The 26,036-nt window shown below is 50.4% G+C and carries 17 protein-coding genes; 13 read left to right on the top strand and 4 right to left on the bottom strand.

Annotated features, from left to right (window positions below):
- Positions 1-24: 24 nt before the first annotated feature.
- Genes C8E01_RS07525 through porX form a run of 3 tightly spaced genes read right to left on the bottom strand, consistent with a single transcriptional unit; the run spans position 25 to position 3,255 of the window.
- Positions 25-1,251: an alanine dehydrogenase gene (locus C8E01_RS07525; RefSeq protein WP_165820591.1), complete on the bottom strand. Its 1,227-nt coding sequence runs from the start codon at positions 1,249-1,251 to the stop codon at positions 25-27.
- Between the two features lie 2 nt (positions 1,252-1,253).
- The gene (gene tsaE / locus C8E01_RS07530) at positions 1,254-1,700 is read right to left on the bottom strand and encodes a tRNA (adenosine(37)-N6)-threonylcarbamoyltransferase complex ATPase subunit type 1 TsaE (RefSeq protein ID WP_394342106.1); all 447 of its coding nucleotides are present in this window, start codon (positions 1,698-1,700) and stop codon (positions 1,254-1,256) included.
- Positions 1,693-3,255: a T9SS response regulator signal transducer PorX gene (gene porX, locus C8E01_RS07535; protein WP_116542759.1), complete on the bottom strand. Its 1,563-nt coding sequence runs from the start codon at positions 3,253-3,255 to the stop codon at positions 1,693-1,695. The genes tsaE and porX overlap by 8 nt, the downstream gene beginning before the upstream one ends.
- 227 nt (positions 3,256-3,482) lie before the next feature.
- Here porX and C8E01_RS07540 point away from each other — a divergent pair, with 227 nt between their 5' ends.
- From C8E01_RS07540 to C8E01_RS07600, 13 genes are all read left to right on the top strand, one after another.
- Positions 3,483-4,715, top strand: a complete 1,233-nt coding sequence (locus tag C8E01_RS07540) for an HD domain-containing protein (protein ID WP_116542760.1) — start codon at positions 3,483-3,485, stop codon at positions 4,713-4,715.
- A gap of 140 nt (positions 4,716-4,855) precedes the next feature.
- Complete coding sequence (lpxD, locus tag C8E01_RS07545) at positions 4,856-5,878, top strand: UDP-3-O-(3-hydroxymyristoyl)glucosamine N-acyltransferase (RefSeq protein WP_116542761.1); 1,023 nt, start codon at positions 4,856-4,858, stop codon at positions 5,876-5,878.
- A 159-nt stretch (positions 5,879-6,037) separates the two neighbouring features.
- The gene (locus tag C8E01_RS07550; protein ID WP_116542762.1) at positions 6,038-7,432 is read left to right on the top strand and encodes a bifunctional UDP-3-O-[3-hydroxymyristoyl] N-acetylglucosamine deacetylase/3-hydroxyacyl-ACP dehydratase; all 1,395 of its coding nucleotides are present in this window, start codon (positions 6,038-6,040) and stop codon (positions 7,430-7,432) included.
- A complete protein-coding gene (gene lpxA / locus C8E01_RS07555) occupies positions 7,429-8,220 on the top strand; it encodes an acyl-ACP--UDP-N-acetylglucosamine O-acyltransferase (protein WP_116542763.1) in 792 nt (263 codons plus the stop codon). Before C8E01_RS07550 ends, lpxA begins: the two co-directional genes overlap by 4 nt.
- Positions 8,210-8,857, top strand: a complete 648-nt coding sequence (locus C8E01_RS07560) for an ABC transporter ATP-binding protein (RefSeq protein WP_116542764.1) — start codon at positions 8,210-8,212, stop codon at positions 8,855-8,857. The genes lpxA and C8E01_RS07560 overlap by 11 nt, the downstream gene beginning before the upstream one ends.
- A gap of 99 nt (positions 8,858-8,956) precedes the next feature.
- On the top strand, positions 8,957-9,664 hold the full coding sequence (locus tag C8E01_RS07565; RefSeq protein ID WP_116542765.1) for a YebC/PmpR family DNA-binding transcriptional regulator: 708 nt from the start codon (positions 8,957-8,959) through the stop codon (positions 9,662-9,664).
- Positions 9,665-9,750: 86 nt separating this feature from the next.
- Positions 9,751-10,713 carry a calcium/sodium antiporter gene (locus C8E01_RS07570; RefSeq protein WP_116542766.1) on the top strand — a complete coding sequence of 321 codons (963 nt, stop codon included), beginning with the start codon at positions 9,751-9,753 and terminating at the stop codon, positions 10,711-10,713.
- Positions 10,714-11,249: 536 nt separating this feature from the next.
- A complete protein-coding gene (locus C8E01_RS07575) occupies positions 11,250-14,423 on the top strand; it encodes a SusC/RagA family TonB-linked outer membrane protein (RefSeq protein WP_243409471.1) in 3,174 nt (1,057 codons plus the stop codon).
- A 27-nt stretch (positions 14,424-14,450) separates the two neighbouring features.
- Entirely contained in the window at positions 14,451-15,950 is a 1,500-nt protein-coding gene (locus C8E01_RS07580; protein ID WP_116542767.1) for a RagB/SusD family nutrient uptake outer membrane protein, read from the top strand.
- 27 nt (positions 15,951-15,977) lie between these two features.
- On the top strand, positions 15,978-17,411 hold the full coding sequence (locus C8E01_RS07585; protein ID WP_116542768.1) for a PKD domain-containing protein: 1,434 nt from the start codon (positions 15,978-15,980) through the stop codon (positions 17,409-17,411).
- 142 nt (positions 17,412-17,553) lie between these two features.
- The gene (locus tag C8E01_RS07590; protein ID WP_116542769.1) at positions 17,554-18,408 is read left to right on the top strand and encodes a glycoside hydrolase family 16 protein; all 855 of its coding nucleotides are present in this window, start codon (positions 17,554-17,556) and stop codon (positions 18,406-18,408) included.
- A 121-nt stretch (positions 18,409-18,529) separates the two neighbouring features.
- Positions 18,530-19,933, top strand: a complete 1,404-nt coding sequence (locus C8E01_RS07595) for a glycoside hydrolase family 30 protein (RefSeq protein WP_243409492.1) — start codon at positions 18,530-18,532, stop codon at positions 19,931-19,933.
- A 228-nt stretch (positions 19,934-20,161) separates the two neighbouring features.
- Positions 20,162-22,540 (top strand): glycoside hydrolase family 3 N-terminal domain-containing protein, encoded by a 2,379-nt coding sequence (locus C8E01_RS07600; protein WP_116542770.1) that lies wholly within the window; start codon positions 20,162-20,164, stop codon positions 22,538-22,540.
- Positions 22,541-22,806: 266 nt separating this feature from the next.
- On the opposite strand, the gene C8E01_RS07605 is transcribed toward C8E01_RS07600, so the two are convergent.
- A complete protein-coding gene (locus C8E01_RS07605; protein WP_116542771.1) occupies positions 22,807-25,740 on the bottom strand; it encodes a triple tyrosine motif-containing protein in 2,934 nt (977 codons plus the stop codon).
- Positions 25,741-26,036 lie beyond the last annotated feature (296 nt).

Genomic DNA, 26,036 nt, shown 5'->3' on the forward strand with positions numbered 1-26,036 from the left:
TTGCTTTTATACCTTGTCTACGCCTTAATTCCTTACTGCAATCATCAACCCCAGCTCCTTATACCGCATCCCAAATTTCTTCGCGATCTGCGAATTCGTCAGACTGCCTTTGTAGATGTACACGCCGCTACGGTAGTGCTCATTCATAAACAGCACCTCGTTGATGCCTCCGAACTTGGAAATCTCAGTAAAAATCGGTGTAAAGATATTGCTCAGCGCCGTGGATGCGGTGCGGGGCACACGCGAGGCGATGTTCGGTACACAGTAATGGATGATGTCGTATTTGCGGAAGATCGGGCGGCTGTGTGAGGTCAGTTCAGAAGTCGCAAAACAGCCTCCCTGGTCAATACAGACGTCGATGATGATGGATCCCGGATTCATCTGGGCGACTACCTCCTCCTCTACCATACAAGCCATGCGTCCTTCTTCCGCTACCAGAGCACCAATTACGACATCAGCATTTTTGAGTTCGTTGTGCAGGATGGTCTTGTCAAGCGTGGAAGTAAAAATCGGCTGACCTATGTTGTGCTTCAGGCGGCGCAGCTTGTAGATGTGGTTATCAAAAACTTTCACTTCTGCACCCAGCCCCAGGGCAGCGCGGGCGGCGTATTCGGCCACGGTACCGGCACCCATAATCACCACTTTAGACGGAGCCACACCGGTTATACCTCCCAGAATAATACCCTTGCCATCGTTACTACTGCTCAAATACTCGGCCGCAATCAGCATCGATGAGCTGCCGGCAATCTCGCTCATGGCACGTACCACCGGCTTCGACTCCGACTTGTCGCGGATCAGCTCGAAGGAAATGGCGTTTATCTTTTTGCGTAGAAGGGCATTGATGTAGTCAGAAGTCAGGTTGCCGAAATGCAGGGCAGAAATCAGTGTCTGGCCAGGGCGCAGGTACTCGATCTCGTCGTAAGTGGGCGGTGCGATTTTAAGGATGATGCCGGCCTCGTATACCTCTTTGCAGGAATAGACAATGCGGGCACCGGCTTCGGAATAATCGTTGTCGGAGTATTTGGACGGACCGCCGGCTCCGGTTTCAACCCAAATTTCGTGGCCTTGGTCAGTTAGCTGTTTAACGGCGTTCGGGGTGAGGCCAATGCGGTTTTCCTGAAACGACGACTCCTTCGGAAGCCCGATAAACAGGCTCTTGTATCGTTCCTCCACAGCCAGCATAGACTCCTTTGGGTAAAGGGCCTGACTGGCCGCCAGCTTTCCTAATTCAACGGCGAATCTCTCCGTCATGCTCATACTTGGTTTATGGTCATGGTGCGTTCCTCACCTTCAGCGGCGGGCTGCAGCTTTACCAGCAGGTAATGCTCCGGTAACAGGTTTGGGATCATAGACGGCCACTCGATCAGGCAGGTACGGCCAGAGTCAAAGTACTCCAGCGCCCCAATGCCGAGCGCCTCACGCTCCTGGTTAATCCTATAAAAGTCAAAATGGTAAATTAGGTTCCCTTTAGCTGTTTCGTACTCGTTCACCAGCGCGAAGGTCGGGCTACTCACGTTCTCCTGCACGCCCATCTGGCGGCAGAGCTCTTTTATCAGCGTTGTCTTTCCGGCTCCCATCGGGCCTTCAAACAAAATAATGGGCTCCTCGCGGGCCTCCTCCAAAAGCACAGAAGCCGCCGCCGGCAGATCAGCCAACGACGACATCTTGATACTTGCCTTCTCCACTCCTGTGTTATGCATTCTTAGGCGTCAGCGTAATAAAAGGTATAATACACTCTTCCAGCGACACCCCTCCATGCTGGAAGGTGTCTTTGTAGTAGTTCACGTAATAATTATAGTTGTTCGGGTATGCGAAGAAGTAGTCTTCGATCGCAAATACAAACGTAGTGGAAACGTTGGCCTTTGGCAAGAAAAATCGTTCGGGCTTGCGCACCGTGAACACATCTTTGTCAGTGTAACCGAGGTTCTTACCGTGCTTATACCTTAAGTTAGTGTTCGTCTGGCGGTCGCCGATGATCTTAAACGGTCGCTTCACCCGGATGGTGCCGTGGTCTGTTGTGATGATCAGGCGGGCCTTGCGGTCGGCGATCAGCTTCAGCATCTCGAACAAAGGTGAGTGGATGAACCATGAGCGCGTAATAGAGCGGTAGGCCGACTCGTCTGGTGCCAGTTCACGTACCATGTTGCTGTCCGTGCGGGCATGCGAGAGCATATCCACAAAGTTGTACACGATCACGTTCAGTTTGTTGTTGTCGAGGTTGTTGAACTTGCCGTTCAGGTCCTTGCCTGCAGCCGGGTTCGTGATCTTATGGTAGCTGTGCTTATCGGTAACGCGGTTTTGCTGCAGCTGAATTTCCAGAAAATCCTGTTCGTGCAGGTTCTTGCCTTCTTCTTCGTCATCGCTCACCCACAGGTTCGGGTACTTTTTGATGATCTCAGTTGGCATCATCCCTGAGAAGATCGCATTACGGGCATAGGCTGTGGTCGTAGGCAGAATCGAGTAGAACATCTCCTCTGTGTCCACTGTGAAATACTCCGAGATAAGCGGCTCCAGCACTTTCCACTGGTCGTAGCGTAGGTTATCGATCAGCACAAAGTACACCGGCCTGTCTGACTCCTTCATCATTGGCAAAACCCGCTCGCGGAACAGCTGGTGCGACATAAGCGGCGCATCATCCGATTCCTTGTTGATCCAGTCTTCGTAATTGTCCATGATGAACTTGGCAAAGTTGGAGTTGGCCTCGTCCTTCTGCATGTTGATCACATCGGCCATGCTTTTGTTCTCGGTCTCGTCAATCTCCAGCTCCCAGTATACCAGTTTCTTGTAGATGTCAGCCCACTCTCCCGGGCTCAGGCGCTCGCCGAAGGCCATACCTAACTGGCGGAAGTCGCGCTGGTAGCTCATGTTGGTTTTTTCTGACACCAGACGCTTGTTCTCCAGCGTCTTTTTAACAGAAAGCAGGATCTGGCTTGGGTTGAGCGGCTTGATCAGGTAATCGGATATTTTAGAGCCAATGGCCTCCTCCATGATGTGCTCCTCCTCACTCTTGGTGATCATGATCACGGGCATGGCCGGACGGATGGTTTTGATCTCGTTCAGCGTCTCCAAACCGCTGATGCCGGGCATGTTTTCGTCGAGGAATACCACGTCGTAGGCTTGCTCCTGCACTTTTTCAATGGCGTCTGTGCCGCTGTTCACGGGGGTAATGTCGTAGCCTCTCTCTTCGAGGAAAAGAATGTGTGGCTTGAGTAGGTCGATTTCGTCATCGGCCCATAAAATCGTATATCTTTGCATAGTTTTATTTGTTGCGCGCTGTTACTAAATAGCTTGGTATTAATTGGTTACAAAACAACAAGCCTAAAAAGGTATAATTTGTTTACTATACCTGCACCCGAAAGTTACCGATTACCTGAACGTAAACATAGGCGTACGGATGGCAGTTGATGCTCAGGGTAGGCCTGGCTCTTGCTTGAGCAACCGATTAATGATTAGCAATTTAACAATTAAAAACCTCGGTTTTTGTGAATAAGAAAAAAATATTAAACGACCCTGTATACGGTTTCATCACGGTGCCGTCCGAATTACTGTTCGACATCATCGACCACCCCTACTTTCAGCGTCTCCGCCGGATCAAGCAGCTGGGGCTGACCGAGATGGTATACCCGGGCGCCTTGCATACCCGCTTTCACCACGCCCTGGGGGCCATGCACCTCATGAACCTGGCCCTGAGCACGCTGCGCGGCAAGAACAACGAGATATCTGATGCCGAGATTGAGGCCTCCCTTATCGCCATTCTCTTGCACGACGTGGGCCACGGGCCTTTTTCGCATGCTTTGGAGACGGCCATCTTTCAGGAAGTGCACCACGAACATCTTTCGCTGCACATCATGCACTTGCTTAACGAAGAGTTCGGTGGCAGATTGAGCCTAGCCATTAAAATCTTCACAGATACCTACGAGCGTCGCTTTTTCCACCAGTTGGTATCAAGCCAGCTCGACGTGGACCGCCTCGACTACCTCAACCGCGACAGCTTCTATACTGGTGTATACGAAGGAAAGATCGGTGCCGACCGTCTGATCAAAATGCTGGACGTGGCCAACGACAAATTAGTGGTGGAAGAGAAAGCCATTTACAGCATCGAGAATTTCCTGGTGAGCCGCCGCCTGATGTACTGGCAGGTATACTTGCACAAGACTGTGATCAGCGCCGAGCACATGGTGCTGCGAGCAGTGCAGCGTGCCCGCGAGCTCCTGCAGCAAGGTATAGACGTGCCAACCAGCCCCTGCCTCAAGTTCTTTCTGTCCTCCAACCTCAGCATGGAAGACTTCCAGCGAGACAACAGCATCCTAGAGCGCTTCATTTCGCTGGACGACCATGATGTATGGAGCGGCATCAAAGAGTGGGCTTCTCACCCTGACCCTGTTATCTCTTATCTTTCTAAAAGCATCCTGAACCGCAGGCTGTTCAAGGTATATATTTCCAGTAAGCCGATTGACGAGGAAATGATGCTCGGTATAAGCGAACTGGTGCAGGACCGCTTCCAGGTGCATCCGGAAGATGTGAAATACCTGATGATCTCGGGACGCATCAGCAACAACGCCTACCAGGCCGAAGGGCAGTCGATTGATGTGCTGACCAAAACCGGCTATGTGGTGAATGCGGCCGACGCCTCAGACCTGCCCAACATACAAGCATTAAGCACCAAAGTGGAAAAATACTTTGTGTGTTACCCGAAAGAAGTAGCCGCTTTGTAGAAACCGGCCATAGGATTTGCACGGGATTTGCTTGTCCTCTCCGGAATATGCGCACGAATGTGACGGCGCAGCGTAAAGTTTTTAGTAAGTTTGCGCCCCCGATGGGTAGCACATTTTATTTTTTGCTCTAATTTTACAAGATGGAATTCACTATTCAACAGATTGCGGACCTTTTGAAGGGAGAAGTTGAAGGAGACAATACAGTAAAGGTCAGCACATTAGCCAAAATCGAAGAAGCTCAAACAGGGGCTCTCGCTTTTTTGTCTAATCCAAAATATGAACCATATCTTTATACAACCGGAGCAAGTGCGGTGATCGTGTCAGACAAACTGGAGCTAAAAAAGCCCGTTTCTGCTTCTCTTGTCCGCGTAACCGATCCCTACTCCAGTTTTTCTACTTTATTAGCTTATTACCATCAGGCTGTTCTTGCCTCAAAAGTAGGTGTGGAAGAACCCTGCTTTATGGGTGCTGGCAGCGAAATAGGCGATGGCCACTACCGGGGTGCTTTTTCTTACATCGGCAACAATTGCAAAATCGGCCAGAATGTGCGCGTCTACCCGCAGGTATACATCGGCGACAATGTGACCATTGGCGACAACACCACTATTTTCGCGGGCGTGAAGCTATACGCCAATACCGTGGTGGGTGCTAACTGCACCCTGCATGCTGGTGTAGTGCTGGGCAGCGACGGGTTCGGCTTTGCCCCTCAGCCGGATGGCACCTATAAGAATGTGCCGCAGATCGGCAACGTAGTACTGGAAGACGACGTGAACATCGGCGCCAACACTACCATTGACTGCGCTACCATGGGTTCCACCGTTATCCGTAAAGGCACCAAGATCGACAACCTCGTGCAGATCGCACACAATGTGGAAGTGGGTCAACACACCGTAATCGCCTCGCAGACAGGCATATCCGGATCTACCAAAATAGGCAACCAGTGCGTCATTGCCGGGCAGGTAGGCATCGTGGGTCATATCAGCATTGCTGACAAGACCACGATCGGTGCACAGTCAGGTGTATCCAAGACCGTGAAAGAATCAGGCACCATCATACAGGGCTCCCCAGCCTTCGACTACAAGCAGAACCTCAAAGCCATCACCGTTTTCCGCAAATTGCCTGAAATACAGCGCGAACTAGAAGAGCTAAGAGAGAAAATCTAAGTTTTTACCGCCTCCTATACCTGTGCCCTCAATTAAAATTGGCAGGCAGTGTATAAAATCTTAAGTTTGCAGTCGCAATGCTCCCTCCACTGTAATTCCGCTCATACTCTGTGCGCTACGACTGGAAAAGCATCGCCAGCAGTAAATAACCATACATTAATGAATTATAAGCAGCACACCATCAAAGGTCCGGTAACCGTATCGGGCATTGGATTGCATACGGGTGTCGTGTCTAACATGACTTTCAAGCCGGCTTCTGCAAACCACGGCTACAAATTTCAGCGCATTGACCTTGAGGGTCAGCCGATCGTGAACGTAGACGTGGACAATGTGGTGGACCTTTCGCGTGGCACGACCATCGAACAGAACGGTGCCCGCGTGAACACGGTGGAGCATACCCTGGCCGCACTGGTAGGCCTGCAGATCGACAACGTGCTGATAGAACTCGACGGTCCGGAACCTCCGATCATGGACGGCTCTTCCATCGAATTCGTGAAAGCCCTCTTGGAAGTAGGACTGCAAGAGCAAAATGCCCTGCGCAACTACTTTGAGATCACCGAAGGCATTAGCTACAAAGACGACAGCCGTGGCGTTGAGATCGCCGCCCTGCCCCTCGACGACTATCGCCTAACCGTAATGGTAGACTACAACTCGCCTGTTCTGGGCAGCCAGCACGCTTCCATTACGGACATGAGCCAGTTTGAAGGAGAGATCGCGCCTTGCCGCACGTTCTGTTTCCTGCACGAGCTGGAGGCACTCTACAAGCAGAACCTGATCAAAGGCGGTGACCTGGACAACGCCATTGTGATCGTGGATCGCGTAGTGGAAGAGGGTGAACTATCTTACCTAGCCGATTTGCTGGGCAAGAAAAAAGTAACCGTAGAAGAAGAGGGCATCCTGAACAATACGGAGCTCCGCTTCAAAAACGAGATGGCCCGCCACAAGCTGCTGGACCTGATGGGCGACCTCGCCCTGATTGGCCGTCCGATAAAAGGGCAGATCCTGGCTGCAAGGCCTGGACACGCCGCTAACATCGCTTTTGCGCGCCGTGTCAAGAAACTGATTCAGGAAGCTTCGATCAAGACCGTACCAACGTACGATCCGAAGAAGCCACCGGTGATGGACATCAACCAGATCGCGGCCACTTTGCCGCACCGTTACCCTTTCCTGCTTATCGATAAAATCATTCACCTAGACGAAACCACGGTAACGGGCGTTAAGAACGTGACCATGAACGAGCCATTCTTCCAGGGCCATTTCCCGGGCAATCCTGTGCTGCCGGGCGTGATCCAGATCGAGGCGATGGCCCAAACGGGCGGTATACTGGTGCTGAACACGGTAGAGAATCCGGAAGACTATTGGACTTATTTCCTGGGTATAGACCGCTGCCGCTTTAAGCGCAAGGTAATACCGGGCGATACCATCATATTTAAATGTGAATTGCTTGCCCCTGTGAAACGGGGTATTGCCAAGATGTCTGGTCAGGCCTTTGTGGGCGGCCAACTGGTAATGGAGGCAGAGATGTCGGCAAGTATAGTAAAGAAAGACGCATGAATCAGCCGTTAGCATACATCCACCCAGAGGCTAAGATTGCCCAGAATGTGGTCGTAGAGCCCTTTTCGACTATTTACAAGAACGTTGAGATCGGAGAAGGTACCTGGATTGGCCCCAACGTGACCATCATGGAAGGCGCCCGCATTGGCAAGAACTGTAAAATATACCCGGGCGCCGTTATCTCCTCTGTGCCACAGGACCTGAAGTTCGCTGGCGAAGAGACAACCGCCATCATCGGTGACAACACCGTAATCAGAGAGTGCGTGACCATCAGCCGCGGCACCATCGACAAGATGAAAACCGTGGTGGGCAGCAACTGCCTGATCATGTCCTACGCTCACATAGCGCACGACTGCATCGTGGGGAACAATTGCATTGTGGTGAACGCCGTGCAAATGGCCGGTCACGTCGAGATGGGCGACTATGCCATTATCGGAGGTTCGAGCGCCGTGCACCAGTTCGTGAAGATCGGTGCCCACGCCATGATTTCGGGTGGTTCGCTGGTTCGCAAGGACGTGCCTCCTTTTGTAAAGGCGGCGCGTGAGCCCCTTACCTATTCCGGTATCAACTCTATCGGTTTACGCCGCAGAGGCTTCAACAGCGAACAGATCAACGAGGTACAGCAAATTTACCGCATCCTGTTCATGAGCGGCTACAACACAACCGAAGCACTGGACAAAATTGAACTGGAAATGGCCCCTAGCCGTGAGCGTGACGAGATCATCAATTTTGTGCGTGACTCCGGACGTGGAATTATAAAGAGCTACTTCTCTAAAGATGCAAATTAACCTAAGCAACTTAGGTAAACGTTACAATTACGAGTGGATTTTCCGGAACCTGACCTATACCCTGGAGTCAGGCACCTCATATGCTATACTGGGGCATAACGGGTCCGGCAAATCCACTCTTCTTACTGTTATAGCCGGTCATAACCTGCACTCCGAGGGCGAGATCACTTACCTGATCGATGGTAAGGAAGTCGCGCCGGACAGGGCCTATCGTGAGCTATCGCTTACAGCGCCCTACCTTGAATTGGTAGAGGAATTTACGCTCCTCGAGATGATCGCCTTCCATACCCGTTTTAAGCCGCTACGTAATAACCTTTCGCATGAAGAACTGGTAGAGCGTATGGGCCTCCAGAAGTCGCGCAACAAGTATGTAAAGGATTTCTCGTCAGGTATGAAACAGCGCCTGAAACTGGGGCTGGCTATTTACTCCGACACCAAACTGTTGGTGCTCGATGAGCCTACCACCAATCTCGACCAGGAAGGCGTGAGCTGGTACCAGGAGCATGTAGCGGCAAACAAGGAGGGCCGTTTGATCATTGTCGGTTCTAACATTGTGCACGAGTATAATTTCTGCGATCAGCACCTTTACATTACCGATTACCACGTACAGGCCAAACAGCCAAGATCAGCGAGGTAGTAATAGCTCGTTGACCGTTATTAGTTGTTCAAAACGAAAATGTTACCAATTTACATTTTAGCTCCCTAAATTTGTAATAGAAATACGTAACCAGATACCATGGGAAGAGCATTTGAATTTAGAAAGGCCCGTAAGTTTAAGCGTTGGGACAAGATGTCGAAGGCTTTTACGCGCCTCGGCAAAGAGATTGTGATGGCGGTGAAGGAAGCTGGCCCAAACCCGGAAACCAACTCCCGCCTGCGCACGGCCATCAATAACGCCAAGGGTGTGAACATGCCGAAAGACCGCGTAGAAGCGGCCATCAAGCGTGCCTCCTCCAAAGAAGAAAAAGATTACGAAGAAGTAGTATACGAGGGCTACGGTCCGCACGGCATCGCCATTCTGGTAGAAACCGCCACAGACAACCTCAACCGTACCATTGCCAACATGCGCGTATACTTTTCGCGTGCAGGTGGCGCCGTAGGCAAAACAGGTTCTCTGGATTTTATTTTCACCCGCAAAGGTATTTTTAAGATCGCCGCTGAGGGTCTCGACATCGAAGAACTGGAACTGGAACTGATCGATGCCGGTGCAGAAGACATCTACGAGCACGAGGGTGAGATCATCGTGGAGACCGCCTTTACCGATTTTGGTGCCATGCAGAAAGCACTGGAGGAGAAAGGTTTGAACGTGGTCAGCGCCGAGCTGCAGCGTGTGCCGAATACCCGCATGGAACTGACAGACGAGCAGGCCGAGGAGATCGAAAACCTGGTAGAGAAAATTGAAGAAGACGACGACGTGCAGGCGGTTTACCACAACATGGCATAACCCCTCGCCTCGCATTAAAGTATAGTGGAAGGCTGTCTGGCATTGTATAGACAGCCTTTCTTTTTGTGACACACCCTTACCCGCCTATGCTGCTATACATACTGTTCATACTTGGTTTTGCGCTTCTGATAAAAGGGGCTGACATGTTGGTATCCGGCGCCTCTTCCATTGCGAAGCGTTTCAACATATCTGACATGGTGGTTGGTCTGACGATCGTTTCGTTTGGAACCTCTCTGCCTGAACTCATCATCAACATTATGTCGAGTATGCAGGGGCAGTCAGAATTGGCGATAGGCAATGTGTTTGGCAGTAATGTGGCCAACTTGCTCTTAATTATAGGTATAGCAGCCATCATCTGCCCGCTTCCCATCAAGCGCAACACCATCCTCACCGAGATTCCCTTTTCGCTGATTGCTACTTTACTCGTTGGTTTTCTGGCCAATGCGGTGCTGTTCGGCGACAAAACGTCTCTTTACATCAGCCGTGTTGATGGGGGTATTCTGCTGTTCTTCTTCGTGCTGTTTATGGCTTACATCTGGAACATCGCCAAAACAAACAAGGATGAAGTAATTGAGGAAATGGAAGAACCGATGATGACGATTCCGAAATCGGTGCTGTACATTGTATTGGGTGGCGCAGGCTTATTCCTGGGCGGTAAATGGGTGGTAGACGGAGCCGTAGCCATTGCACAATCGTTCGGTCTGAGCGAGTCTTTTATCGGCCTGACCGTAGTGGCTATCGGAACTTCACTACCCGAGCTGGTTACCTCCGCCATGGCCGCCTTCCGTAAGAACATCGACATTGCCATCGGTAACGTGATCGGCTCTAATATCTTCAACCTGCTCTGGATACTAGGTATAAGCGCGCTCATCAACCCGCTGCCCTTCAACGTGGTGAGCAACTCCGACATTGTTATGATGATCTTCGCCAGCACGCTGTTGATCATCGTTATACCTATCGGGAAGAAGAACACCATCGATCGCTGGAACGGCATCCTCTTTCTGGCTATTTATGTTGCCTACATTGTATTTCTGGTGCAGAGAGGATAGTAAAGTAAAACCTTGCCATATAAAAGAGAGGCCCGCTGCTAGCAGCGGGCCTCTCTTTTATATGGTAAAGTACAATTCTGCTTATACCTCTTATAAATCCATCATCTCGAATGGATAATCATTTTCATAAAAATGCCCACCTGGTTTTTTCATTTTGATAAAGTGCTTTCCTTTTCTACCCTGTTTTTTACGAATTCAGCATGAAGATCCTCTCCGCTTTCTTTTACAAAAACTCCTTTAGAAGCGCCTCTTACATCACACTTATACCTATAAATCAACAACTTGCCAACATATTTTAAAATTGACGTAGTTTTGACGTAGTCGAAAAGCAGCCATGTAGTGGCTACTTTTTATGACTTCGTGACTAAGTTGTTTAAAATTATAACACCATGTAGCCGAAGTATAATACATGGGTTTCGCTCTTCATCCAGACCACGTCAATCCAACGTTCGACCCGGATCTTGTAGCGATAGGTTAAATGCAATTACCATTTCTCACCTATATAAATTGAGTTTAATTATTTAACCAAATAATTTATGAGAAAGTATCTATACACCTCTGTGGTTTGTCTCACCATGGCTACCTGCATACCTTATGCAACCTATGCAGAAAAAGCAGGTATGGTAAGGCTGAACAAAGAGCGGTTCTATGCCAAAACGATAACTGGCACGGTAACCTCAGACGCAGGCGAGCCCCTGATCGGTGCTAGTGTTTCCTTAAAAGGCACGACCACAGGTGCCGTGACCGATATAAACGGCAGTTTCTCTATTACCGTGCCTGACGAGGGAGGTGTGTTGGTGGTAACTTACATTGGCTTTTTGCAGCAGGAAGTACCGATAAATGACCGCACTACTGTCAATATAGTTTTGCAGACAGATGCCAAGGCGCTGGAGGAAGTGGTTGTGATCGGATACGGAGTGCAGAAGAAAAGCGTGGTGACGGGCGCCATTTCCAGTGTACGCGCTACAGACCTTGAAAACCAGCAGATTACCCGGGTAGAGCAAGCTATACAAGGACGAACCTCAGGTGTAACCGTGGCCTCTAACTCAGGTGCACCGGGTGCAGCGTCTACAGTAAGGGTTCGCGGTATCACAACCCTGAACAGCAACGAACCGCTTTATGTAGTGGACGGTGTTGTAGTAAGTGGCGGCATCGATTACCTGAATCAATCTGACATTGAATCCATCGAACTATTGAAAGACGCCGCCTCGGCGGCAATTTACGGTACACGCGGTGCGGCAGGTGTTATTCTGGTAACAACCAAAAAAGGTCGTCAGGGAAGTGTCAGGATTAACTACAATGCCTATATCGGCACGCAGGCACCTGTCAGAAAGCTGGACCTCTTGAATGCGACGCAGTATGCGACACTTCGTAACGAGGCCTATTCAGCAGGCTGGCAGCCGGGCCAGCCTTTTGCGCTGCCTTACCCTGATCCTCAGGCCTTAGGCGAAGGCACTGATTGGCAGTCAACCGTTTTTAACGACAATGCGCTTATTCAGAACCACGACTTCGCCTTGAGCGGCGGCAACGACAAGTCTACTTTTTATGCCTCATATGGCTATCTGAACCAGGAAGGTATCGTGACCACGGCTATATCAAGCTTTGAGCGCCACAACGTTCGCCTTAACTCTACCCATAAGGCGACCAAATGGCTGACTATTGGACAGACCCTGGGTTATTCGCACATTAAAAGCAAAGGAGGACTTAACCCGAACACAGAGTTTGGCGGTCCGCTCAGCTCAGCGATTAACCTCGATCCTACTACACCAGTGATCATCACAGATCCTGAGATTCTCAACAATCCTGAAAGCGTATACAACAGACAGCCTGTTGTAAGAAACGCCCAGGGCTTCCCTTACGGTATCTCCAATACGGTGCAGCAGGAAATGACCAACCCGCTTGCCTATGTGCAGACACAACTTGGTAACTATGGCTGGTCCGATAACATTGTAGGCAATGCTTTTGTAGAGGTTGAGCCTGTGACAGGATTGCGTGTACGCTCTAGCCTGGGCGGTAAGCTAGCCTACTGGGGCGGCGAGAGTTTCAGACCAATCTACTACCTCAATGCTTCTACTGTGAGCCCTCAAACTGCCAGAAGCCGCGACAGAAACATGGTGCTGGATTACAACATTGAAAATACCATCTCTTATGCGCGTGCCATCAATGGCCACAACTTTTCTGTTATGCTGGGGCAAGGCGCTTACAAAGACGGCGAGGTTGACGGATTGGGTGTGTCGTACAACGCTATACCTGCCACCAACTTTGGCGATGCTTCATTCAACCTGCAAGTGCCTACGGCCAACATCACGGCGTACGGCTACGACAATATTGCGCACACGATCAGCTCGCTGTTCAGCCGTGTGACTTATGACTACAAGGAGAAGTACCTCCTGACTGGCATTATCAGACGAGACGGGTCCTCCCGATTCGGTGATAATAACAAGTATGGTTACTTCCCTTCTATCTCACTGGGCTGGGTAGCCTCCAACGAAACTTTCTGGCCTACCAATCCGGTGGTTGACTTTCTGAAAGTGCGTGGTTCTTATGGTGTAGTGGGTAACGACAACACCGGCAACTTCGCTTTCGTGTCGACAGTAGGCGCTGGCAGAAACTATACCTTCGGCAACGAAGGCTATACCATCGGTTACAGCCCGAACGCCCCGGCAAACCCTGACCTGCGCTGGGAAGAAACTGCCCAGACAAACATCGGCTTCGAAACGACCCTCTTCAATGCCATCAACCTGACCATCGACTGGTATAACAAAAAGACATCCGGCATTCTGAGACCTTTGGAGATACCAGGCTATGTTGGTTCAACGGGCTTCCCGGTGGCAAACATTGCAGACATGCAGAACCGTGGCATCGAACTGGAGTTGGGCTACAACCGCCAGGTAGGTGATTTCAGCTTTGGCTTAACTGGCAATGCTTCTTACGTGAAGAATAAAATCCTCTCACTGGAGGGTGGCAAAGAGTTCACGGAAGACGGCGCTGCCTCTATCCATACCTTCAACGGTCGCCTGAACCGCATGATCGTAGACCACCCTTACGGCACATTCTACGGCTACAAGACAAACGGTATTTTCCAGACTGTAGAAGATGTGGCCAGCTATGTAAACTCAGCCGGCCAGGTGATCCAGCCAAACGCCCGCCCAGGCGACTTCCGTTGGGTAGACCTGAACGATGACGGTGTAATTGATGCCGACGACCGCATGGTGCTCGGCAAGCCGCTTCCAGACTGGACCTTTGGTGTGACTTTCAACGCGGCCTGGAAAAACTTCGACCTGATGGTATTCGGACAGGGCGTGACTGGTAACCAGATCTTCCAGGGTCTGCGCAGACTGGACGTGGCAAACGCCAACTGGCAGACAAGAGCATTGGGCCGCTGGACGGGCGAAGGCACTTCCAATGACTATCCGCGCCTTTCAACAAGCGACCCGAACAACAACTTCTCCAACCCATCAGACTTTTACTTAGAAGACGGCGACTACTTTAGAATCAAGACATTCCAGATCGGCTATACCTTGCCGAGCGTCTTGACTGATAAGATCTCATTGCAGAAAGCCAGGTTCTATGTAAGCGCTAACAACTTGCTCACTTTCACCAACTACACAGGTTACGACCCTGAGATCGGTGGCAATATCATGGGTGTTGACCGCGCATTTTACCCACAGGCCCGAACCCTGATGGCTGGCATTAACATTGGTTTTTAATCTGACTGAATTTAGAAGCATAGCAATATGAAAAAGAGATATCTCACTTACATGGCATGCCTCGTACTGGGTTTGCCCCTATTGAGCTCCTGCGAAGACGACTTTCTGGATGTAGACCCGAAGGGCACCATACTGGAGTCTAACTACTATAAGAACCCGGAAGAAGCCTATGCTGGTCTGGTGGCTGCTTACGATCCGCTTGGCTGGCAGGCTAGTAACACTTACCACAACTTCGGGGCAGTAAATGCTGCATCAGACGACGCTCACGCCGGCGGTGGCGGTCCATCGGACATGAACACATGGCAGGTATGGAACAGATTCACGCTGAACCCGGCCATTGGCCCACAGGAAGAGTACTGGAACCGAAACTTCAGAGGCGTGTCACGCGCCAATACGATCCTATCTAAAGTGGAGGCCGGTGTGCCAGGTATGTCGGAAGCCATGACGGCACGGTTTATTGCGGAGGCAAAATTCCTGCGTGCTTATTATTACTTCGACTTAGTACGCCTGTTCCGCGACGTGCCTTTGTTTACGGCTCCACTAGAAACAGCAGAACTATTTAACCAGGTACAGTCTACGCCAGAGCAGGTATACGCTCAAATTGAAAAAGACCTGACAGAGGCTATCCCGAACTTACCGAACACAGTGCCTGCCTCGACAGAAGGTGGTCGTGTAACGCAGGGTGCTGGCAAGGCGCTTTTGGGCAAAGTATACCTCTATCAGAAAAAATGGGCCGACGCCGCCACGCAGTTGGCTGATGTAAACGGCACGCCAGGGGGCACCAGCATGTATGGCTACAGACTGCTGCAAGATTACGGCGCCATTTTCAGCCCAGCCAACAAATTCAACAGCGAAAATATTTTTGAGATCGTGCATACCTCACTGGGCAATGCAGGCTGGGGAACCTGGCCGAACTTCGATGGCAACATTGCGGTGCTTATGTTCGGACCACGCGGCTACTCTGGCCCAACTTACGAGGCAGGCTGGGGCTTTAACCCACTCACCACAGACCTGGTGAACGCCCTGACAGGTGACCCGCGCTACGAGCACACCGTGCTGGACATCAAGAGCATACCTGGCGCCACGTACGAGCCAAGCTTCGACGACACTGGCTATTTTGTAAAGAAGTATGCTCCAACAACCGAATGGCTGAGCACCGGAGGCGGCGACATCATCCTGAACTACCCGAACAACTACATCGAGATCCGCCTGGCGGACACCTACCTGATGGAAGCCGAGGCGCTGGTACAGGCTGGTGGCAATAGCACCAGAGCAGGTGAATTGCTCAATGCAGTTCGTGCCCGTGTGGGACTTGCCGCTGTAGCCCCTACGCTGGAGAACATCTACCGGGAGCGCCGTCTGGAACTGGCTACCGAAGGCCACCGCTTCTACGACCTGGTGCGCACAGGCAGAGCGGCCACTGTTTTAGGACCAATGGGCTTTGTGGCGGGTAAGCACGAGGTGTTGCCGATTCCGCAGAACGAGTTGATCAACACCAAGCTGGTGCAGAACCCCGAGTATAGATAATAGTCAGCTACTAAAAAGCAAAACATCATGAAATATACGAAGATCATAACAGGCCTTTGCTTTTACCTGGCAATTGCACTGACGGCGGTAAGCCATACGGCCTGTACGCCAGATGAAATAGAAGGTGGTCTGGCACCGGCACCAAAATCAGAGATGGTGCAGTTCACCGCCACCCCGACAGCAGACAACCCGAACATCATTACGTTTACGAACACTACTCCCGGTGCTTTCAGATCGATTTGGGATTTTGGCAACGGCAGCTCAGCGGAAGGTAATCAGGTAAGCGGGTCGTTCCCTGTGGAAGGCAGCTATACCGTAAAGCTGACGATTATCACGAATGGTGGCTTTGCATCCAACACACAAACCATCAACATCGCCCAGACTAACGTGAGCATGCTAGACCGCGAGGACTACAATACGCTGACAGGTGGAGGAGCCTCCAATGCCGATGGCAAAACCTGGGTGATCGACCGTACCCAACCGGGGCACATGGGGGTAGGACCTGCTGAGGAAACCTCTCCTATCTGGTGGTCAGCGCCGCCGAACGACAAAGCATCTGAGGGTCTGTATGACGACGAGATGACCTTTAACCTGAATGGCTTTGCCTATACCTACCAAAACAATGGCAACACCTTTGTGAACGGTGCAAACGCCGCAGGGCTGGGTGGCGCTGTGCAGGGTGCCGACTATACCTTGTCGCATACCCCGCCGGCCAACATGACCTGGAGCATTTCAGATGAAGGCGGCAAGAAATTCCTGGTGCTTTCGAACAATGGCTTCATCGGTTACTACACCGGCGTGTCGCGTTACGAAATTTTGAAACTCACCGAGAACGAGCTATACCTAAAAGCTGGTGACGGCGCCAATGCTGCCAATGCCTGGTGGTTGCGCCTGGTGCCAAAAGGCTACGAGCATCCGGTAAAGCCACGCGAGCTTAAGATGGAGAATATGTTCGACAGCTTTGACGGGAATGGCAATATGGTCTGGAAGAAAGATCAGCTGACCTTTAACGAGAGCTACGACAACCCGGCCCCGCTCCCGATCAACACCTCCCCTAAGGTAGCCATGTACATCAAGCAGGAAGGAGAGCCTTATGCATTTGCCAACCTGTTTGCAGACTATGCCTACAACTTTGACCTGACGACACGCAATGTATTTAAGCTGAAAGTATTCATGCCAGGCTACAACGACTTCACCACAATGGCTGGGTATGACTGGGCGATCAAGACTATGCTGAAGCAGGTATCAGTGAAGTTGCAGGACGGCACTTTGGGTGCACCTTGGGAAACGCAGGTAGAGATCAAAAAGGAAGTAACCCAGCTGGATAAGTGGGTGGAGTTGACTTTTGACTTCTCGCCATACGCTAACAGAAAAGACCTGAACAGGATCGTGATACAGATTGGCGGTGAGGGCCACTTCATACCAGGCATCTTCTTCATTGATGACTTTAGGTTAGAATAGTAGTAGTGATGTTTAAAAGCAGCCAGTGATCGCTGTTTCACTGGCTGACTTTTAACACTACGCCCCTAACCGCATCCTACCTACCCCATGCATTGGCCTCCCTGGGAGCAGCCAAATACTTTACACTTACACTATTATACCCATGCATGCATTAATAGCAGCCATTGCCTGCTTCCTTTCTTTTACGATGTGCTCGTGCTCATCCTCCAAAGAGGAACCGCAGCCATTTATTTCGCAACCCAAAGCACCCCAGGACCTGAACTGGCAATTTGAAAGCACTCCTGTCTGGTCCGATGAGTTTGACTATACAGGCAAGCCTAACCCAGAAAAGTGGGGCTATGATATAGGCGGTACAGGTTGGGGCAATAACGAACTACAGTACTATACCGACCGCCTCAGCAATGCAAGTGTTGAAAATGGCATTTTAAAAATCACGGCCCTAAAAGAGACCACAGAAAACCGGGAGTACTCCTCTGCCCGACTGGTTACCAAAAACAAAGGCGACTTTCTGTACGGCAGGTTCGAGTTCAAGGCCAAGCTCCCGACCGGACGAGGTACCTGGCCTGCCATCTGGATGCTGCCAACGGACTGGGCTTATGGCGGCTGGCCAAAATCCGGTGAGATAGACGTGATGGAGCACGTGGGATACGACCAGAACAATGTGCACATTACCGTTCACACAGAGGCTTACAACCACAGCAAAAACACCCAGAAAGGGAAAAGCAAAATAATAGAAACAGCCAGTACAGACTTTCACCTTTACCGTGTGGACTGGACGCCTTACGCTATCAGAGGCTACATTGACAACATACCTGTGTTTGAGTTCATCAATGAGGGCAAGGGCGCTGATTACTGGCCATTTGACAAGCGCTTCCACCTGCTTATGAACATAGCCGTGGGCGGTAACTGGGGCGGTGCACAGGGCGTGGACCCAAGTGTATACCCACAGACCATGGAAGTAGACTATGTACGTGTTTACAAGATGATCACGAAATAAACGACTAGTCATCTATACCTGCAGCTTGCATTCAAAAGATCCGGCTATACCTGCAAGACAACAAATCAACGCTTTGTTCATGAAACACTTTGCCATAAAAAGCTTCCTGCTCATGTTGCTTATGCCCCTGCTGGTCTCCTGCAAAAAGGAAGTAGCACAGGCGGAACATGAAGGCGATTTAGCAGAAAAAACCGAAGCCGGCAAAGTTGATTTGTGGCTAACAGACCCTGCCAATGCGGTACTGTTCAAGCAACAGAGCACGCAGCTTATTTTCGGAGAAACGGCTAATCAGCACCCTAACATTACGGTGGATACCTCAGAGACTTTCCAGACAATGGATGGCTTTGGCTATACCTTGACCGGTGGCAGCGCCATGTTGCTGAACAGGATGTCGGCCGCAGACAGAACCAAGCTACTCCAGGAGCTCTTTTCGACGGAGGGTACTGGTATTGGCGTGAACTACCTGCGGCTCAGTATCGGCGCTTCTGACCTGAGCAATTCTGTATTCTCTTACAATGATCTGCCTGCCGGACAAACTGACCCCAACATGAACAAGTTTGACCTGGGCCCGGACCGTGCCGACCTTATACCTGTGCTGAAGGAAATTCTGGCGATCAACCCCGATATTAAGCTGATGGGCTCCCCCTGGTCCCCCCCTACCTGGATGAAGACCAACAACGGCTCCATTGGCGGTAGTCTGAAGCCGGAGTTTTACGATGCGTATGCCAGGTATTTTGTCAGGTATGTGCAGGAGATGGCTGCTGAAGGCATTCGGATTGACGCCATCACAATACAAAATGAGCCGCTGCACCCCGGCAACAACCCGAGTTTGCTGATGCTGGCACCTGAGCAGGCGCAATTTATCAAGCAAAGCCTCGGCCCTGCTTTCAGGACTGCTGGAATCAACACGAAGATCATCATTTACGACCACAATGCCGACCGTGTCGACTACCCGATCAGCATCCTCAACGACCCGGAGGCCAGGCAGTACATTGACGGATCGGCCTTCCACCTGTATGGCGGCAGCATCGATGCGCTGAGCCAGGTATACGAGGCACACCCTGACAAAAACCTGTACTTCACAGAGCAGTGGGTGGGTGCACCGGGCAACCTGGCCGGCGACCTACACTGGCATACCAAAAACCTAATCATAGGCGCGACACGCAACTGGTGCAAAACGGTGTTGGAGTGGAATCTGGCAGCTGATGCAAATCAGGATCCGCATACCGAAGGTGGCTGCACTGAATGCCTCGGTGCCATCACCATTGACAACAAAGGTATAACCCGCAACCCAGCTTACTACGTGGTGGCGCATGCAGCTAAGTTTGTGCGGGATGGTTCTGTGCGTGTCGCCTCCAACTTACCTTCCGCTTTGCCTAATGTAGCTTTCAGAAGTCCAAGTGGTCAAAAGGTACTTATCGTGCTGAACGATGGTCAAACCACTATGACTTTCAACATCCAGTTCAACGGAAAATCAGTTACCACCAGCCTCGCAAGAGGGGCAGTAGGCACTTATGTATGGTAAAGCATCGCTCAAAAACAGTCCGGAATTGGAAACCCGCCAGCACGAACAAAACGAATCACTTTTGCTCTTTCCCGCAAGGGTCCAAAGTGAAATCTAAATCGCCGAAACGAGTTGAATTACAGCCCAACCAAAAGTTAGAGGAAGAAACAGCACCAATCGCATAGCCTGAGTACAAGCCGTGCGACAAACCCAAACGTCCATTAAAATACGCTTACAAAAAGACACAGCATGAAAGTAAAGAACATGACACTGACAGCTTTTGCAGCTTGCTTGCTGCTGGCTTGCCAGACACCAAAGCCAGCCGCTGAGTCCGCTGAGACCACGACCACAAGCGTGCAGGCAGCTCCGCCGCTATCCGAGACAGACCGGAAGATCGAAGACATGCTCAGTAAGATGACACTGGAGGAGAAAGTAGGTCAGATGGCCCAGATTACGCTGGATGTGGTGGGCAAAGGAGAAAACAGGTTCAGCAGTTTCGAGCCGTTTGAGCTGGATATGGCAGAGCTGCGCAAAGCATTGGTTGACTACAAAATAGGCTCGATCCTGAACACGGCCAACAACCGCGCCCGCACGCCGGAGCAGTGGTATGCTGTCATCAGCCAGATACAGGACATGGCCATCAATCAGACCCGCATGAAGATTCCGGTGATCTACGGGGTGGATCAGATCCATGGGGCAACCTACACAGCGGGCGGCACCATGTTCCCGCAACAGATCGGACAGGCAGCAAGCCGCAACCGCGAACTCGTGCGTCGTGGTGCTGAGATAACTGCTTACGAAACACGTGCCAGTTCCATTCCCTGGAACTTCTCCCCTGTGCTGGACCTTGGCCCCGACCCACGCTTCTCTCGCCAGTTCGAGACCTTTGGCGAAGATCCTTACCTGATCACTGAACTCGGTCTGGAAATGATCAAAGGCTACGAAGGTGAGCATAACGATATCGGGCACCACGAGCATGTGGCCTCTTGTATGAAGCACTTCCTGGGCTATCAGGTACCGACTTCCGGCAAAGACCGCACCCCGACTTATATATCTGAGGAGGCACTGCGTGAATACCACCTACCGCCATTCAAGGCTGCGATTGAAGCAGGTTCCCAAACGATCATGATCAACTCAGGCATTATCAACGGCGTGCCCGTGCACTCCAATCCCGACATCCTGACGAAGCTGCTGAAAGAAGAACTTGGCTTTAAAGGGTTAGTAGTTACAGACTGGGGCGATATTGAGTACCTGCATACCCGCGACAAAGTAGCCCCGACTATGAAGGATGCTATCGCAATGGCCATCAATGCCGGTGTGGATATGTCGATGATCGCCTACCAGTATGAGCCGTTCTGCGAGGGCTTGGTAGAACTTGTGAAAGAAGGTAGAGTAAAGCAGGAGCGCATAGATGATGCCGTGCGCCGCATTCTGCGTGTGAAGCACAACCTGAACCTGTTCGAAAAACCGACCACCAACCCGAAGGATTATCCGAAATTCGGCAGCAAGGAGTTTGAAGAAGCCGCTTACCAAATGGCTGCTGAGTCAATTACTTTGCTCAAGAACGAGAACAACGTGCTGCCGCTTCGCAAGAACATGAAAGTGTTTGTCACGGGTCCGAACGCCAACAGTATGCGCACCCTGAACGGCGCCTGGACTTATTCGTGGCAGGGCGAAAAAGTGGAAGAGTTTGCCGGCAGGTATAACACCATTGTGGAAGCGCTGCAAAACGAAGTCGGGAAAGCCAATGTGACCTTTGTACCGGGCGTGAGCTATAAAATGGATGGCTTCTACTACGAAGAATATGCTGACAAAATGGAGCAGGCTGTTGCCGCCGCCAAAAAGGCTGACGTGATTATTCTAGCCCTTGGTGAAAACACCTCTACCGAAACGCCAGGCAACATCAACGATATCTACATTTCAGAAATACAAACTGAGTTAGCCAAGAAGATGGCCCAGACAGGCAAGCCGGTGATCCTGGTGCTGAACGAAGGTCGTCCACGTGTAATCAGCAAATTTGAGCAGCAAATGCAGGGCATCGTACAAATCTACCAGCCAGGCAATTTCGGTGGCGACGCCCTAGCCGATGTGCTGTTTGGTGACGTGAACCCTTCGGGCAAGTTGCCATACAACTACCCACGCTACCCCAATGCACTGGTGCCTTACATCCATAAGCCATCGGCGGAGCAGCGCAAGGCAGAAGGTGTGTACAACTACGAAGCCGATTACAACCCACAGTATGAATTTGGTCATGGCTTGAGCTATACCACTTTTAAGTATGAGAGCCTGACGCTGAAAGAGAGCATCAAGATAGGCGAGCCGATTGAGGTAAGCATCAAAGTGACCAATACAGGCAAACGCGAAGGAAAAGAATCAGTGCACCTCTATACCTCCGACCTGTATGCTTCAGGTATAACGCCAGACGTGAAACGCCTGCGCCGCTTCGAGAAAATCAATTTGAAGCCACAGGAGAGCAAAACCCTCACCTTTACGCTCACCGCTGACGACCTAAGCTACACCAACCGGGACGGAAAAAAGGTAACGGAAGCCGGCGAGTTTGAGGTGCGTATCGGCGATCTGGTGAAGAAGTTTACGCTATTGGATCCCGATGCCAGAGTATCCAACTAAGGCTAACACGCTAAAGATATAGATTAATTTTAGTGAGTATATTGATAAAAGAAAGCGCCTGGTTCTGCCGGGCGCTCTCTTTTTTGTATAGGTATACTGTTTGCTGAATTAAGAATACCTTCTCGTTTTGAACATACTTAAGACATGAATCGAAAATCGTAGCGCTGGGAATTCTGAATTAGCGTAAGAGCTACCTTTAATCCAGATTCCTCATTGCGATCAAAATGAAAGTAAGAGTTCAATCTTTTTAGGTATAAAACTGCCGCCTAATAGCGCATAATCACATCTGTCAGGTTCTCCTCCTGCTCGAGGTTCATCTTCTTCCGGATTCTATACCTGCTGGTTTCTACCCCTCTTAGAGACAGCTTAAGCAGCGAGGCAATGTCTTTGCTGGACAGGTTAAGCCTGAGGTAGGCGCACATTTTCAGGTCTTTGTGGGTAAGTTCCGGGTAGTCAATGCTGAGGCGCTTGAGGAAATCCTGGTGCACCTGGTTGAAGTGGCTCTCAAACTGCTCCCAGTTATTTTCGATCTTGATTTCCTCCTCCACAGCCCGCAGGATTTTACGTAGCTGCAGTCGTGTTTCTTTCTCATTCACCTCGTCCATCAGGCGCTGCAATTGCTCTTTCACTTTATGCACCGCCTCCATGTTTTGCATTACGTGTAAGGCTGAGGAGGTCAATTCCTGGGTTTTATGATTAAGTTCGCTCTCCAGTTTTTCGTTGTTGAGTCGGATAATCTCTTTCTCAGCTTTCAACACTTCCTCAGTATGCTGCGCCTCTTGTAATCGTAGTGCCTTTTCCTGTTCCTGTTGAAGCTTTATTTTGGCCAGGTGCACCCGACGGTCCATTATCTTCCAAATAAAGTACGCTAGAAGTAACCCCAACAGTAAATAGATCGCGTATGCCCAGACTGACCTGTACCATGGTGGGGCAACTGTAAATGTATAAGCCGCCTCTTCGCTTTCCTGGTTATACACATTCCGAGCCTTTACGCGGAAGGTATAAGTGCCCTCCCTTAAATTGGTATACTCCTTTTGCAAAGTGCCGCCCCAAGACGACCAATCGGCATCAAAACCTTCTAAAAAGTAGCGGTACTGCACGTCATCAATTCCCTCGTATAGGATGGCCCCGAACGTGAATTTCAAAGAGTTGAGCGCATATGGCAAAGTAGGGATGCTATGGACAAGCTGCGTGTTATCGATTAGGCTGTTATTAACAAACGAACCGCCGTAGATCAGGGAGTCGGAGGCCTGTTTACGGACTTCTACCTGTCGGATCAAGGTATAGAACTTCTCCTGCAAGCTGTTTTTCTGCAGAAAGTTCGGTTGGTACTGCACAAAGCCTTCGTCTATTCCGATGAGCACGTTCTGGTTATTGTAGTAGGCTATATGCTCAAAGCCCCCAACCAGTTTCCCTTCCAGCTTGTTGAACACATTTTTGATGACTTCGTAGCTGCCATTGCTCAACTTCCGGATCAGGCCCATCTCATCGCCTGCCGAGAACCAGATATTGCCCTCTTTGTCTTCGACCAGTTTACGGACCTGTACATTGGGGCTGAAAAGCTTGTTTAGTTCCTCGTAGAGCTCAAAGCGGTCGGTTCTGTTGTTGTATACGTATACCCCATGCAGCCCCGTAAAGACAAGCTTGCCGTTTATTTTATATACATTGATGCCCAGGTTAGAAGGCAGTCCGTCCTTTTCGCCATAAAAAGTAGCCTGTGCCACCTTCTGCAGGTCCTCAGACAGCTTTAGCTTGAATAGCCCGATGTAGCCGTGCGCCACCCATATATTGCCCTCACTGTCTTCTTCCATCACCCGCGACGACTCGTCGAAACCTGCTAGCCTGTTTTGAAAAACCAGCTTACCCGCTATCATCTTGTAAAGCATCAGGCCGTGGTAGGTACCACAGATATAATAGCCCGGCCGTGACTTCAGCGGAAGGAAAAGCCAAGCCCCCCTGTGTTCCGCCAGTCTGACTGCTTTATTGTCAACCAGTTCAAAAGGACCATTGTGATGAGAGAGAATAATTTTGCCACCTATCTCCTGTAGGTTGTATACCTGTCCCTCTGTGTTATCGACCCGTTTAAGCGGCAGGGGGTTCAGTGGGTTTTCGTCATCGTCAATGGGTTTGTAAAATAAGCCGTCACTGGTGCCCAGATAGAGCGTCGATTGGTTCACCAGGGACGCATAACCAGTTCCCGGCAGACCCAATCGTCCGTTGAAAACTTTGAAAGGTGAGTTGACCTCCACATAGTCGATGCCGTAATTGAGTGCCAGCCAAAGGTTTTCTTTGTGATCCTGGTAGATGCTTCGGACAGTACTGTTTTGCAGACCTTTGCTGCTATTCAGGTGCTGCGTCGGCCGACCGTCCATATCAATAACCACAAGGCCGTTCAAGAGTGTCCCGATGGCATAACCTTCTGTCAGGGCGGTGGCCGTATTAACTTTGTTTCTGATCAGGAATTCTTCTACAGGCCAATGGCTCTGGCTAAAGCCGTTATACCCGTCATAAATATAAACACCTCTCTCTTCTGTCAGGATCAGCGCTTTTCCGCCGGGATAAGGCAGGATAGATGCGATGTTATACGCTGAAATTTGTTCGCTCCCCGGTATACGCACCAGTCGCCTATCTTTAAGTTCGTAAATCCCCTGCCCCAGTACAGGTACCAGCAATCTGCCCTGCACATAGAAAGGAAAGCCTGTCGGTTCGTAAGGCGTCTTGTATACTTCTACACTGTCTCCATCGAAATGGTAAACACCAGAAACGGTACAGAAAAAAACCTCGTCATCTTTGGTAAAGATATTCCAGACATCGGCAAAAGACTTATCATCGCTGTTGATAAGGGGCTTAAGAGATACGTAGGCCATTACACCCGAATCATCAGGTCGCAGGTAGCCAAACTCATCCTGACCGCCCACATACACGCGTCCTTCTTTATTTACAGCAAGCGAGTGTACCGTAGATCTATTTGGAAGACCGAGTCTACGCCAGTGATTGCCATCAAACTCCAGCACACCATAGTTATTACCAAAGTACATGATGCCCCGATGGTCCTGCACCACGGCCCAGTTTTGAGGCGAAGCCTGGTATTCCTTAAGTGAGTAATTCTTGATATAGGGAACGCCTTCTCCCTTCACCTGCGCAAAGATTGAGTGGCAGAGGAATAGAAAAAGGAGAAAGATGAAAGCAAAACGTTTCACAATCAGGCTGTGTCATTTGAGACTTTGAATATCCACAATTCAAAGCATATTTCAAATCTAACCCCGATAAGACGCAGTTGTTATAGAAAAAGGAGCACTTGTGTTATGGATAGATGGGCAGTTACATTTTAGATAAAGGGCTGTTTGACAAAAGACGAAAAATTGCGAATAGCTATACCTGTGCCTGAGTTGGGAGATAGTAAATCAAACCTGTCATCTCGACAGGATGGAGAGAACTGGATTATTAAAGATTAAGGGGATAACTCAGATTTCTCCCGACTGTCGAAATGACAGAA

It is taken from the genome of Pontibacter virosus (genome assembly GCF_003096355.1).
Classification (GTDB): Bacteria; Bacteroidota; Bacteroidia; order Cytophagales; family Hymenobacteraceae; genus Pontibacter; species Pontibacter virosus.

Bases quoted from the DNA above. Each gene is read 5' to 3' on its own strand.
- tsaE (WP_394342106.1), bottom strand. From the start codon at position 1,700: ATGCATAACACAGGAGTGGAGAAGGCAAGTATCAAGATGTCGTCGTTG.
- C8E01_RS07580 (WP_116542767.1), top strand. From the start codon at position 14,451: ATGAAAAAGAGATATCTCACTTACATGGCATGCCTCGTACTGGGTTTG.
- C8E01_RS07570 (WP_116542766.1), top strand. From the start codon at position 9,751: ATGCTGCTATACATACTGTTCATACTTGGTTTTGCGCTTCTGATAAAA.
- C8E01_RS07575 (WP_243409471.1), top strand. From the start codon at position 11,250: ATGAGAAAGTATCTATACACCTCTGTGGTTTGTCTCACCATGGCTACC.
- C8E01_RS07585 (WP_116542768.1), top strand. From the start codon at position 15,978: ATGAAATATACGAAGATCATAACAGGCCTTTGCTTTTACCTGGCAATT.
- C8E01_RS07560 (WP_116542764.1), top strand. From the start codon at position 8,210: ATGCAAATTAACCTAAGCAACTTAGGTAAACGTTACAATTACGAGTGG.
- C8E01_RS07525 (WP_165820591.1), bottom strand. From the start codon at position 1,251: ATGACGGAGAGATTCGCCGTTGAATTAGGAAAGCTGGCGGCCAGTCAG.
- lpxD (WP_116542761.1), top strand. From the start codon at position 4,856: ATGGAATTCACTATTCAACAGATTGCGGACCTTTTGAAGGGAGAAGTT.
- C8E01_RS07590 (WP_116542769.1), top strand. From the start codon at position 17,554: ATGCATGCATTAATAGCAGCCATTGCCTGCTTCCTTTCTTTTACGATG.
- C8E01_RS07565 (WP_116542765.1), top strand. From the start codon at position 8,957: ATGGGAAGAGCATTTGAATTTAGAAAGGCCCGTAAGTTTAAGCGTTGG.
- lpxA (WP_116542763.1), top strand. From the start codon at position 7,429: ATGAATCAGCCGTTAGCATACATCCACCCAGAGGCTAAGATTGCCCAG.
- C8E01_RS07600 (WP_116542770.1), top strand. From the start codon at position 20,162: ATGAAAGTAAAGAACATGACACTGACAGCTTTTGCAGCTTGCTTGCTG.
- C8E01_RS07595 (WP_243409492.1), top strand. From the start codon at position 18,530: ATGCCCCTGCTGGTCTCCTGCAAAAAGGAAGTAGCACAGGCGGAACAT.
- porX (WP_116542759.1), bottom strand. From the start codon at position 3,255: ATGCAAAGATATACGATTTTATGGGCCGATGACGAAATCGACCTACTC.
- C8E01_RS07550 (WP_116542762.1), top strand. From the start codon at position 6,038: ATGAATTATAAGCAGCACACCATCAAAGGTCCGGTAACCGTATCGGGC.